This is a genomic window from Paenibacillus sp. FSL R10-2788, assembly GCF_038003885.1.
Lineage (GTDB): Bacteria > Bacillota > Bacilli > Paenibacillales > Paenibacillaceae > Paenibacillus_AQ > Paenibacillus_AQ odorifer.
In genome coordinates this window covers 3,200,100-3,213,661 of the sequence record NZ_JBBOQA010000001.1, presented here as the reverse complement: position 1 = coordinate 3,213,661, position 13,562 = coordinate 3,200,100, and the positions used below count along the sequence as shown (strand labels likewise).

Genomic DNA, 13,562 nt, shown 5'->3' with positions numbered 1-13,562 from the left:
ACTTAAACCACTTAAACCAGGAAGCCATTTGAAGACGATTGTATTAATTTGGAACAGCTTCATGTTACTAGTTAACCTTATCTATGGCTATACTTTAGTTCTCTATTTCTATTTTCATCCACAATATTGATTACACGATCCACCCACCCTTGATAAAATTGCTCCTCATGAGAAACCAGAATCACTGTACCTTTAAATTGGATTAAAGCTTTCTGTAAAGCATCTTTTGTTTCGGCATCTAAGTGATTGGTGGGCTCATCTAAGATTAAGAAATTACATGCTGTAAGCAATAAAAGACACAGCTTAACTTTAGATTGTTCGCCACCGCTGAGTGTACGGATAGGCTGTGTAACGTGACTATCTTTTACAACACATAATGCTAGATGACGACGTATTTCCTTAATAGTCAATTTTGGATAAAACGATGAGACGATTTCAATAGGTGTCATGTTATCGTTTTCCCAAATTAAATCTTGCTCGTAGTAACCAATAGAGACTTGTTCGGCAAAGCGGAAAGCCCCGGCAACACAGGGGATTTGACCAACTAATGTTTTCAGCAATGTTGATTTTCCGATGCCGTTAAAGCCTGTAATGACTATCTTTTGTCCTCCTCGAATCGAGAATTTTAATTTTGGCAGCAGCGGCTTCTCGTAACCAACCACAAGATGGTCTACTCTAAGCGCTACTTGTGCATTAGCAGGAAGCTCTTGAAAACGGATAGATGCTTTAGTGACAAACGTCGGTGCAGCGACTCTCTCCATACGATCCAGCTGCTTCTGACGGCCACGGGCAATTCTAGAATTAACACCAGCACCATTTTTCCGGATATATTGCTCAGTGGCTTCAATTTTCTTCTGCTGTGCATGGTACTGCCGGATATGGCTCTCGCGAAAATGCTCCTTCTGTCTCAAAAAATCAGCATATTTGCCATGATATTTCTTAATCGTTTCCCCTTCAATATCGCAAATGCTTGTTGATATTTTATCGAGAAAAGCATAGTTATGAGAGACCACAATGAAGGCTTGATCGAACGCTATCAGATATTCAGCAAGCCAGTTAATATGCGTGGTGTCGAGATAATTGGTGGGCTCGTCGAGCAATAACACATCAGGTTGTTCAAGCAACAGCTTTGCCAATATAACTTTGGTTCGCTGCCCCCCACTAAGCTGATCAATAGGACGGTCCATCCCCATTGCGTTTAATCCTAGCCCCGTAACCACTTTACTGATATTGCTCTCGATAGAATAATAGTTGAGCGCCTCGAGTCGTTCCTGAAGGTCTGCTGCCTTCTGCAAAAGCACTTCATTGCCAGTAACTGCACATTCCGCATAAAGTGCATTCATCTTTTCTTCCATTTTGTATAATTCAGTGAACGCTCGCCTTAAATAACTTTGAACTGTACTTGACCCATCAATAACCGCGTATTGATCAAGATGGCCTATTTTGATATTGGGCTGCCATTTAATCGTTCCACCATCAGGAATCACCTCGCCCGTCAGAATACCAATCAATGTGCTTTTCCCTGTTCCATTCTGACCCACTACACCTACATGCTCCCCTTTGTAGACTTCCAAAAAAACCTGTTTATACAGCACTTTATCTCCAAAAGCATGTGATACATTAGAAACCTCAAGTAAACTCATTTGCTTTCCTCTTTTCTATAATTGTTTTTAAGCACAAAAAAAGCAGAAGACACCGCGCCCTTGGGCGCAAGCCTTCTGCTTATTAGTGCACGAATAGACGGCACAAATAGATAATTGTCAGTTTGGAAACTGAACATTATAAACACAAAAGGCTGTAGACGAAAATTGTCTACAGCCTCTTAATCATTAACATCGGAAGATGGCGTAATCAAATAAGCATGAATAATCACACTAAAATGACCTAGCTAGCTTTCGATGATATAAAAAGCGATTCGCTTTTTGATTAAGCTCCGGACAACGTTTCATCGTTTGTATCCGATTGTTCGGAGCAGCTTCTGGTATATAATTTTTCAGTTTCCACATGAATCATGTTGAACCATCCCTTCGTTTGGCTACATTTTAAATCGTGTATCCGTACTTGTCAACCACCATCCGAGAGGTGCTGTTATTTTTTGCGGGCGCGTTTGACCGTACCGATCCTAGTCCCTTGAGGAATAGTAATGAACTGGCTCTTCGATACACCAATAAGCTGTGAAGTATAAATACTACTATGTCCGGAGAATAAATAACTCACCACACAAGCGATAAACATGTATATGGCTCCTTCCGAACCAAACAGCTCGATCCCCATTAAGAAGCAAGCGATAGGCGTGCTAGTAGCTCCACAGAAGACAGCAATAAAACCGAGGGCAGCTAAAAAGGGTCCATACACATGTAATATTCCAGCCAAGACATTTCCTAGTGTGGCACCAATCGTAAATAACGGAGTAACCTCACCACCCTGAAATCCTGTTCCTAAGGTAAAGGCGGTAAAGATCAGCTTCCATAAAAAAGCGAACGGCGAGACATCTCCCTCAAAAGAATCCTTGATTAACGGAATTCCGAGGCCTAAGTAATCACGAGACCCTACAAGGAATACTAAGGCAATGATAATTAATCCACCTACGGCACCTTTTATCATTGGATTGCTTATCCTGGCGGTGAAGATTTTTTTTAGAAAATGAGTCAGTTCACTGAAAAGCATACTCACGAGACCAAAAATTACAGAGGCCAATACCACTTTTAGAATAATCATTAAACTTAAAGCTGGAAATTCGTTCACTACATAGTGTGTATGATGAACACCCCACAATCGAGTGGTGACCAGATCACCAACAAAACTAGCCACAAAACATGGAAGTAATGCCTGTTGGCTAATAAGTCCAATGGTTACTACCTCTAGACCAAATAAGGTTCCAGCCAGCGGTGTTCCGAAAATAGAACCAAAGCCTGCACTGATCCCGCACATTAACAGTATCTTACGATCCAGAGGACTGATTTTAATCAGCTTTCCGAACCATTCCGCAAGGCTTCCGCCCATTTGAACAGCTGTCCCTTCACGCCCAGCGGATCCACCAAATAAGTGGGTTACCAGTGTCCCGAACAATACTAAGGGTGCCATCCGTAATGGAATGGTCTCGTTACCATCCTGAATTTGTTCTATAATAAGGTTATTTCCTTTAGCGCTGTTTTTTCCGTAACGCATATATAGGAAACTAACAAATACTCCCCCAAGAGGCAACAAATAAAGTAGCCCTGGATGCTCTAAACGTACATCTGTTACGTAATCCAAGCTTTTTAGAAAAAAAGCAGAGGCGGTGCCGGATAAAATACCAACTACACTGCCGAGCACAATCCATTTGATAAATGTACTCCAAAGAGCAAAATAACTTCGCTTCTTAGTGATTTCAAACCATCGGGTAGACCATGGATTCATCTCGACAGCTCCTAAGGACAAAATAAATTAGTCTCAACAATAAAACAGACTCCTACCAGGGAAGCTCACACTGGTAGGAGTCATTAGTCTCAGAGAGACAGTTACGGCGAACTCCATCGCCCTTTATAAAACTTAAATTATTCTTCTTCTGAATCTACGTTATGATACACTTGTTGAACATCTTCCAGGTCTTCCAAAGCATCAATCAATTTCTCGAATTGAGCTTGAACATCTTCTGGGAGTGCCACATAGTTTTGTGGAAGCATGTTTAACTCAGCAACAGTAAATTCAGTGATGCCTGCATTCTTGAATACTTCTTGTACTGCATTGAACTGATCAGGCTCTGCATAAACAATAACTGCATCATCCTCTTCCAGCACATCGCGTACATCAAGTTCTGCATCAAACATCATTTCAATTACTTCATCAGCAGTTTTACCTTCCACACCTATAACGGCCGTAGAGTCAAACATGTAAGCTACTGATCCGCTGACACCCATATTTCCGCCATTCTTACTGAAGGTTGAACGGATCAATGGAGCTGTCCGATTAACGTTATTTGTGAGCGCATCAACGATGATCATTGAACCGCTAGGTCCAAATCCTTCATAACGAAGCTCTTCATAATTTTCTTCAGCGCTACCTTTAGCCTTATCAAGCGCACGGTCAATGATCGCTTTTGGTACATTGTAAGTTTTTGCACGTTCTAATACAACTTTCAGGGCCCGGTTCGCTTCTGGATCGGGTTCGCCCTTCTTTGCTGCTACATAAATTTCAACACCAAACTTTGCATAAACACGACTTGTGTTTGCGTCTTTGGAAGCTTTCTTTTCTTTAATATTATTCCACTTACGACCCATATTGTTCCCGCTCTCTTTCAACATGAATTAAAAACAATTGTTACTTATTATACCCTTCTTCGATAGCTCTAGTAAAGTGCAGTAGTAGGTTAATCCTCTAAGCTGTCACAATACAGATAGAAAAAGCCCCTGATTCAATCAGGAGCCTGCTAATTTTTTATAGATTACTGCCAAATTTCATCTGCAATCTCTTTAATAAACTGCAGTTTATCCCATTGCTGTTGATCTGTCAGATGGTTTCCTTCTTCCGTAGAGGCAAAACCACATTGTGGGCTCAGGCACAACTGATTGATATCCACATATTGCGAAGCTTCTTTAATCCGTCCAATGATTTCTTCTTTATTCTCAAGCTCACCTGACTTCGAACTGAACAAACCTAAAACTACTTGTTGATCTTTAATAAATCTAAGGGGTGCAAAGTCTCCGGCCCGATCCGTATCGAACTCCAGATAGAAACCATCTACATCCACCGTTCCAAATAACACTTCTGCGATAGGCTCGTATCCGCCGGATGCTGCCCAAGTGGACGCGTAGTTCCCACGGCATACATGCATCGTGATAACCATATCTGCTGGGTGATCTTTAATCGCTTCGTTATTTACAAATGCGTATAACTTAGCGATTTCGTTAACATCTACACCCTCTTTTTGACGTGCTTCCCAATATCCTTTATCACAGAGCATACCCCATGTGCAGTCGTCCAATTGCAGATTACGGCAACCTGCCTCATAGAAATCACGAATAACTTCACGATAAGCTGCAGCAATATCAGCCACAAGTTCATCCTGCTTGTCGTAAACAGCTACAGTAGTCTTTTGATTGCGCTGAAGTTCAGCAAGGAACTGCGCTGGCGAAGGAATCGTTTGGCGCGCTACTACATCATTTCCCGCTACGCTAACCAATTGTCTGTAGTCAGCGATCATTGGATGGTTAGTCCCACGGATTTTACCGGATAATTCTGCAGTTTCCGCTCTGGTCTCTACACCATTAAACAGGTAGCCCACTGGGCTGACTTTCTTTGTTACCCCTTCAAGGCCCCACATAAAATCTAAATGCCACCAGGAGCGGCGGAACTCTCCATCCGTTACACCTTTTAATCCAACCGCTTTTTGTTTTTTCACAACTCTGGCAATCTCTGTATCTTCTACCTTGCGCAATTCATCAGCGGAGATTTCATTATTTTGATATTGGACACGAGCTCTCTTAATCGTTTCCGGACGTAAGAAGCTGCCAACGATATCTACTCTGAATGGCACTTCAGTTCTTTGTTTTCCTTTTTGGATGGTACTCATAGGGGTTCGGCCTCCTTCATTGTCTGTGCTTTTCTGTTGAATTCACTATAGCACTGTACAATCAGGACAGGGTAACTCCTAAAAACTATGGCCTACCATAAGCTTACGCTATAGCAGGCCACCAAATTAGCTTATTTAATTATAACCAGACCTCTCGGGCGGTTTCGATCACAAGGCGTATTTTATCCCACTGCTCTTCTTCAGTTAGAATATTTCCTTCCTCCGTAGAAGCAAATCCACACTGAGGGCTAAGGCACAGCTTCTCAATATCTACATATTGTGCGGCTTCTTCGATTCTTGCCTTAAGCTGCTCTTTACTCTCCAGACCCCCATGTTTGGTCGTTACTAATCCCAACACTACAAATTGGTCTTTAATAAATCGTAAGGGCTCGAAATCGCCAGCTCGTTCATTATCATATTCCAAGAAAAAGGCATCAACTTTGGTATTGGAAAAAAGCACCTCGGCAACAGGCTCATAACCGCCAGCAGCGAACCAAGTGGAGCGAAAATTACCTCGGCAAACGTGCAGCCCGATGGTCATATCATGCGGACGATTCGCAATACTCTCATTGATCAGCCTAACGTAATCCTTTGCTAACTGATCGGGATCTGTACCTCTACTGCGTAAATGGGCGCGATGTCGGCCACTGCTCAGCGTTCCCCAAGTTGTGTCGTCTAACTGAAGATAACGGCAGCCTGCATCGTAAAAGGCTTGAATCGCAGTTTGGTAAACCGCGATGATATCTTGAAATAGAGTTTCCTTATCAGGGTAAACTTCATTTCCATTAAACTCCTCCACAAAGTGAAATAGGGCAGGTGATGGAATCGTCATTTTGGGTATCCGGTCTCCCGCCATTTCCTTGAGCTTTATAAATTGCTGTAGCATGGGATGATCTTCAAAGGCAATCCGGTCAACAATTCGGAATGATTCTGCACGCTGAACCGTTTCGGCTCTTCCATTCCCTTGGTTTAAGTTAATCTTTTCAGTTCCTTTAATTCCGACAAAGAAATCAAGATGCCACCAGGAACGGCGAAACTCACCATCTGTTACTGCTAATAATCCTACTTCCTTTTCTAATTCCAGTAGTTTAGCAATCTCAATATTCTCTATTTCATAAAGCTCACTACCTGTAATTTCACCATTCTCATATTGGAGGCGGGCTGCTTTAATCTCTTCCGTACGCAAGAAGCTGCCGACGATATCATAGCGAAAGGGTGGAGCATTTCTCTGGGTGCCAGTTACGGGTCTAATCATACCGATCCTCCTACAGCTATAGTAAAAAATGATTAAGATCAAAATAACTTCCGGAAACCAAGTCATTTAAGATTTCTATATACTTGGATGCCATCACACTAGGTCTACGATCTTTATGCGCAATCCAACCAACCGTGAATACTTCATTACTCTCAAATGGAATCGTCTTCAGTCCATTACCGTTCAGATCGGATGCCATGATTCCTGTACCCACTGTATAACCGTCCGTGCCCATTAATAAATTGGTCAAGGTTGCCCGGTCATTCACTTTAATATTCTTCTCAATCTGAGAAAAACTTAACATTTCCTCCGAGAAGTGAAGTGAATTGTTCTCACCCTGTTCAAAAGTAATATACGGAAAAGGTAAAATATCGTCCTGCGAGATCCTTTCCTTCTGGGCAAGCGGATGTCCAGTTCTAACATAAAGATGTGGGTCAGTATTAAAGAGTGGCGTGAATTTCAGATTACCGTCACTGAACAGCTTATTCATATGCTTATAGTTGCTCTCGTTAATATAAAGAATCCCCAAATCGCTACGGAGAGTACGCACATCTTCGATGATGTCGTAGGTTTGCGTCTCTCTCAAGCTGAAGTTGTACTCTGAGACATCACTTTGCTTCATGAGACTCACAAAAGCATCTACCACAAAAGCATAATGCTGAGTCGAAATGGAAAAATAGATTGGGCTACGCTTTTTCCCAGTATAACGATTCTCCATAAGCTCTGTTTGTTCAATGATTTGACGGGCATATCCGAGAAATTCCATTCCTTCTACAGAAATGCTGATTCCACGGTTCGTCCTTTCAAAGATGGTAATCCCAAGTTCATTTTCAAGCTCTTTAATAGCATTGGACAGGCTCGGTTGAGAAACAAAGAGTTTCTTTGCCGCCTCATTCATGGAGCCACTATTTGCAATTTCGATAGCGTAGCGGAGCTGCTGCAACGTCACTCCTATTCCCCCTGTTCCAGACCTATTCGTACTACATTCTGTTTCATACTAGCTGATATCGTAGCATAAATACACATCTCATTCCAAGATAATCCTTATTATGTGCCCAATAACGCGTACTTATTGTGTTCTCTTTTTCCCAGCATCAATCTTGGCAGGATCTAGTCCTTTCCAGATATTTGGCATATCAACCTGTTCTGGATGCTCAAAAACTAAAAAAGCTGTAGGCAAATACCGCTCACCATATTGGGATGAGGGTTTATTCATAATCTCATTATCTTTTACTAGTACCGTAGAAGATCCACCATCCAGATTAGCCGCTATCACAGCTCCATGCTTAAGCAAAATTTGCTGCACATCATAGAGATTCGCTCCAATACTATAAGTAGGCTGTCGTCCGTCAATTACCACAAAAATAATAGCGCCATCTGCCCGCTGACCCATTGCTGTTCTAGGTGCAATCCCCCAACCTTCCGCTGCATTCTTAATCAATCCTTTGCCATTGACGATTAGCCGCGGGCTAAAAGTAACTGCCTCCTGAACCCCCATTTTACTAATCTCATCTAGTGTATAATTCCCGGCAACCATTTTTCCTTGTTTATCAAGACCAACAATCTGTGTAGATTTTTTACCGCCTAGACCGTTGTAATATAATTTACCTTGAGAGACTACAATTCCTATAGGTTTAAAACCGTTACCTTTCCAGTTCGGATCAGCGAACCCACCACCGTTAACTCCGGCGACAGCGCCTGTACGCTTCACCATACTGGTTACTTTTTCACCTGAACCAATCTTATTAGGTATTCCTAGCCGGACTTTGGTTGGATCATTAACAATCATTACATATCCGGTATAACCACTGCCTGAGACATTCTCAATCTCGACAAGTGGCTTCTCTACCACCTCAGGTTCGGGAGCGATCGTATGTGTATCTATTTCGTCCCCCATCTCTTCAAAACGGGCGGTATACTCGGTTACCCGGTCCTTCAGTTGATCTTCACCTATAATATATTTAGCCATATAGCGATGTTGTGTTGTAATTAGCGTATCTGCGATCGTATAACGTAAGTTCTGAGCCGAGGGTGCAAAATAAAGCCATCCACCAGCAGCGATCATTAAGAATAAGCAGAATAAAAAAACTTTGGATAAGGTGCGAAAAAAACTCCGTTTCTTACGCTTTTTTATTGGTTTCTTAACAGGTTTCTTATTGCGTGCATTGGAACGTTGAGGTAATGATGAAGTGCTCACTTCTAAGTATTCCTCCCTAAATATTACTAATTTGATAATATGTACAACTCGTCCTTATCATAGACGATGATTTTCGTTAAAAGTTTCTATTTGAGTAATAGTCATCATTTCAAAAACAAAAAAGAGCAGGTTTCCAAAGTTTTGGCTACCTGCTCACATATAGCTAATCAAATTCTAATGTCTTCCTACTCCACCGCCGCCGCTAGCGCTACCGCCGCCACCTGATGAGCCACCACCGCCGGAATAACCTCCTCCACCGGAAGAGCCACTATCATTGTTAGATCTGCTGCTGCTTGAAGAGCTGGAAGAATGTCTTCCTGCTCCTCCACCACTGCTGGAACCTCCACCACCATGGTTCTCGTTGCTTGAGGAATACCTTCCTGCACCGCCACCGTTAGTAGAGCCTCCGCCACCACTGTTTCCCCAGAAGCTTGACTGTGAGTTATTGGATGGTGTATTTCTATGATGATTATGATGGTGATGATAATAACGTCTGTGCCATCGTCTGCCATAACCGTAATCCGCTTGACCATGCCAAGGACCATAACGGCGTATATTCCTTTGACTATATGGATTAAATGGCAAACCATACATTTCTATATATCTATTGCGTCGTGAAGCAGTAAATCCAAATAAGATGAGCGAACCAAAAATCGCTGAGAAAATTAGAAAAGCCTTGCTTTTACTAACCGCCTCACCTCCACTTGTAGCTGTAGTAGAGGAAGTACCAGAATTCGTTGTAGTTCCAGGATTAACATTGTTTCCGTTGTTTCCAGTGACTCCTTGCGGATGATCCGCTCTCGCTAACAAGAAACTGTAGAACGAATTAACTGTCGTTGTAGCTCCCGTTCCGTAATCTTTTTTCACAAATTGGGGTTCAAGCACGGTATTTAAAATATTACTAATAGCCTCATTGGTTAAAATCTTGTCGATATCCTTGCCTTGTAGAACATGATAGTTGTCTCCACCTATGTCCAATACAAGCATAACATCCTTAGGACCAGCACCTACCGAAGCAAACTTCATATAGGTATAGTCCTGCAATGTTTTATCTCCAGCATTTTTTACGGTGACCACATAAATTCCACTTCCGGTTGTTGTTTTATATCTGTTGCTGGAATCGTTCAGATAGTCTTTAGTTACTTTTTTGAGCACACCCGCATTATCGGATACGTAATTTTTGGTGCCAACATTTTCTGCCCAAGTACCGCCCATAGCTTGAATAAAAGCTCCATACGTCTTCCTAGCACCATTACTGTATGTTTTAGCTGCGAAATCCGGCTCAAGATATTGTGAAAGAATCTCTTTAATCTTACTGTTAGGCAATGATTCCTCTATACCTTTACCTTGTACCGCCCAATAATCATCATCTTTTATAGAAAGGAGCAGCAGCAGACCGTTATTTTTATCCGCAGCCCCCACACCCCAGCTATTGAAAAGCGATTTTGCATACTCTTCCATCGAAACCCCTTCAGTAGAGTCGACAGTTACAAGCACAACTTGAGCTCCAGTAGCCTGATGTAATCGAATACCGTAGTTCACCATGTAATTCTCTGCTTTCTCGTCAATCACATTCGCAAAATCATTCACATAAAATGAACCCGTATGCTTAGGTACAGCAGTTTTGGCTAAACTTACAGCCGGCAAAAGCAATACACTTAACAATAAGGCAGCAAGTGTGGTACGTAGCAGTATTTTTAGAGTTCTCGTGTTCATATGTACCTCCTGATCTATCATTATCTCTCTTATTTATCGGTTACGCGCGGTTAGCGGAATAGTTCCATTTTATTCTAAACTGGAAATTACACAACAGGAAAAAACGATTAGAATTTGTGAGGCAGGTGATTTAAGGCGTGCGAGTCGCTTTAGGGGCAATCATCGTGTTGTGTTGAGGGATCAAACTCAAGAACATTGGAGTTTTGGAATCCTCCTACTGGATAACATACTTTTCGCCGATGGATCGGACGCAGGAGACGTTATTTTGTTCATTTGCGGGTTTGTGGCAGTCTATCGGACTCAGTTGCAGCTATTTACTTAAAACCACACCACTTATCCATAAATGTTGGCCAATAAGTGCTATACAGTCCGATAACGCAGCAAAATGAGCTTAAAAGGCGAAATAGATGCTATACGGTCCGTAACACACTAAACTCTCTTAGCTACTCGAGGATCATTGGAGATTTGGGATCCCTCTTAAACTTCTTAGTTACTTGAGTACCCGTTATCTTGAGATACCCAGCCAATACTCCAACAACAAAAAGACTCAGCATATTGCTGAGCCTCATGATTTTAAAGCCAATTAGTTGGATCTCGAGCTCATGTTCCGTTAAAAATCAAACAGAGTAGTTGTTAAGTAACGCTCACCGGTATCCGGCAGAATTACCACGATGGTCTTGTCTTTATTCTCAGGACGCTTAGCGATTTGTGTAGCTGCGTAAACAGCTGCTCCGGAGGAGATACCCACCAGCAAACCCTCTGTTCTCGCAAGTGCACGTGATACGCTATAGGCATCATCATTTTTCACCTGAAAAATCTCATCCACTACCTCATTATCGTAATTCTCCGGAATAAAGTTAGCTCCAATGCCCTGAATCCCATGTCCCTTAGGACGGCCTCCTGATAAAACAGGGGAGTCAAACGGCTCGATGGCGACAATTTGGACTGCGGGGTTCTTTTCTTTCAACGCTTTCCCAACACCCGAGATAGTGCCTCCAGAACCAACACCCGCTATGAAAATATCAACATCTCCATCGGTATCCCGCCAAATCTCCTCTGCTGTAGTCGTTCTGTGTATTTCCGGGTTCGCAGGATTGCTGAATTGCTGAGGAATAAATGAATTTGGAATTTCCGCAGCTAATTGTTCTGCCTTTCTTACAGCTCCGCTCATTCCTTCAGTTCCCGGTGTTAACACAAGCTCAGCACCTAATGCCAGCATTAATTTACGGCGTTCAATACTAAATGTATCTGGTAGGACGATGATCAGTGAATACCCTAAGCTAGCAGCTGCAAAAGCAAGTCCTATCCCAGTGTTTCCACTAGTAGGCTCAATAATGACAGAATCTTTATTAATGAGACCTCTCTCTTCCGCATCTTTGATCATTGCATACCCAATACGATCTTTAACACTACCTGCAGGATTAAAAGATTCCAGCTTGGCAAGAACCCTTGCTTCTACGTTTTGGGTTTTACTATACTTTGAAATCTCTAATAACGGTGTATTTCCGATCAGATCGGTTAAGCTCTTATAAATATTAGCCATAATGATCCGCACCTCATTTCTTAATTTCCAATCAAATTACTCTGTATTAAGTCTAGCAGGATTTAAAGGATTTACAACCTATTCATTCTTAGTAGTCGCAAACTTGAGGCCTTTAATTCGTACTACGTCTAACCGAAACACTTGACTCTCGCACGATTAATCGCGGATCAAGCTGCACCCTTTGATACTCCCCGGTAATATTATCCTGAATACGTTGCAAAAGAAGCTGTGTGGCTAATCGTGCCACTTCATTCCCCATGATCGAGACCGAACTAATCTGCGGACTTGTAATGGTTGTCCATGAGTTATTATCTACCCCAACCACCGCCACATCTTCAGGAACACGTACGCCTAATTCTTTAAACCGATTCACAATACCTATGGCCACCATGTCATTCACTGCATAAATAGCGTCTGGCATATGCGTCAGGCTGTAGAAATAATCAGCGGCTTGTAGTCCAGTTTGCAAGGAAAAGTCTTCGCCAAAATAAACAAGCGAAATATCCACTTGATTTAAAGCTTGCTGATAAGCAAGATAACGATCTTCAATAAGATCTTTTTGTGCCCCTGCATATGCAATCCTAGTACGACCGATATTGATTAAATGCTCCATCACTAATTGTCCTTCAAAACGTGACAAACTAACGATGTCAGCTTTCACATTTTCTGTGATTCTTTTCCCGTAGTTAATGATAGAGACCGGAACACTCGATTTATTAATTAACTCTACCATGGTCTTTGGATAAGCAAGAGGCATGATAATGAGTCCATCTACATGTAATTTTTTGACCTCACGGATTGTTTCGAGCTCAGTCCGCGGGTTGCCAGAAGTATTAATCTGGATTACCCGATAGCTATGTTGTTTGGCGGCTTGCTCTACGGACCAGGCGATATCCGGAATAATTGCGTTGCGAATGTCAGGAACGGCCAGAGCAATTTGCTTCGTTTGGCGGATTTTGAGGCTTTGCGCAGAGGTGTTCGGAGTGAAACCCATCTCCTCAATCACTTGAAGTACCAGCGCCTTGGTCTTGGAACTAATTCCCTCTGAATTATTAATGGCTCTTGAGACAGTAGCAATACCTACCCCCGCCCGTTTCGCTACATCCTCTATGGTTACTTTGTTTTTATTAGCCACTCTGATAGTCCCCTTATTTCCGGAATCGTTTTCGTATTTATCTCTATTCCGCTCATCTAAAATCAAAATTCCAATGTAAAGATTATAACATAATACTTCATAGAAAAATACATATCTCAGCTACCGTCATGTGCCTTAACGCTTGATATAGCTCCGTTTTAGTGA

General features: G+C 42.1%; 10 protein-coding genes and 1 riboswitch. All 10 genes read right to left on the bottom strand.

The window, feature by feature from the left end; genetic code table 11:
• Positions 1–77: 77 nt before the first annotated feature.
• Positions 78–1,643 (bottom strand): ABC-F family ATP-binding cassette domain-containing protein, encoded by a 1,566-nt coding sequence (locus NSQ50_RS14315; RefSeq protein ID WP_076222594.1) that lies wholly within the window; start codon positions 1,641–1,643, stop codon positions 78–80.
• A 445-nt stretch (positions 1,644–2,088) separates the two neighbouring features.
• The gene (locus tag NSQ50_RS14310) at positions 2,089–3,399 is read right to left on the bottom strand and encodes a voltage-gated chloride channel family protein (RefSeq protein WP_076125845.1); all 1,311 of its coding nucleotides are present in this window, start codon (positions 3,397–3,399) and stop codon (positions 2,089–2,091) included.
• A 67-nt stretch (positions 3,400–3,466) separates the two neighbouring features.
• Positions 3,467–3,529: riboswitch (Fluoride riboswitch) on the bottom strand.
• A gap of 7 nt (positions 3,530–3,536) precedes the next feature.
• The gene (locus tag NSQ50_RS14305; protein WP_076222678.1) at positions 3,537–4,259 is read right to left on the bottom strand and encodes a YebC/PmpR family DNA-binding transcriptional regulator; all 723 of its coding nucleotides are present in this window, start codon (positions 4,257–4,259) and stop codon (positions 3,537–3,539) included.
• Positions 4,260–4,423: 164 nt separating this feature from the next.
• The gene (locus NSQ50_RS14300) at positions 4,424–5,551 is read right to left on the bottom strand and encodes a 5-methyltetrahydropteroyltriglutamate--homocysteine S-methyltransferase (RefSeq protein WP_076146088.1); all 1,128 of its coding nucleotides are present in this window, start codon (positions 5,549–5,551) and stop codon (positions 4,424–4,426) included.
• Between the two features lie 139 nt (positions 5,552–5,690).
• Positions 5,691–6,806, bottom strand: coding sequence for a 5-methyltetrahydropteroyltriglutamate--homocysteine S-methyltransferase (locus tag NSQ50_RS14295; protein WP_076146090.1), 1,116 nt, complete (start codon positions 6,804–6,806; stop codon positions 5,691–5,693).
• Positions 6,807–6,822: 16 nt separating this feature from the next.
• Positions 6,823–7,755, bottom strand: coding sequence for a LysR family transcriptional regulator (locus tag NSQ50_RS14290; protein ID WP_076105621.1), 933 nt, complete (start codon positions 7,753–7,755; stop codon positions 6,823–6,825).
• Positions 7,756–7,875: 120 nt separating this feature from the next.
• Positions 7,876–9,003, bottom strand: coding sequence for a phosphodiester glycosidase family protein (locus tag NSQ50_RS14285; protein WP_036678103.1), 1,128 nt, complete (start codon positions 9,001–9,003; stop codon positions 7,876–7,878).
• A gap of 174 nt (positions 9,004–9,177) precedes the next feature.
• On the bottom strand, positions 9,178–10,719 hold the full coding sequence (locus NSQ50_RS14280; protein WP_051491005.1) for a TPM domain-containing protein: 1,542 nt from the start codon (positions 10,717–10,719) through the stop codon (positions 9,178–9,180).
• Between the two features lie 610 nt (positions 10,720–11,329).
• Positions 11,330–12,262 (bottom strand): cysteine synthase A, encoded by a 933-nt coding sequence (gene cysK / locus NSQ50_RS14275; protein ID WP_076129370.1) that lies wholly within the window; start codon positions 12,260–12,262, stop codon positions 11,330–11,332.
• Positions 12,263–12,374: 112 nt separating this feature from the next.
• Positions 12,375–13,397, bottom strand: a complete 1,023-nt coding sequence (locus NSQ50_RS14270) for a LacI family DNA-binding transcriptional regulator (RefSeq protein ID WP_076129369.1) — start codon at positions 13,395–13,397, stop codon at positions 12,375–12,377.
• Positions 13,398–13,562 lie beyond the last annotated feature (165 nt).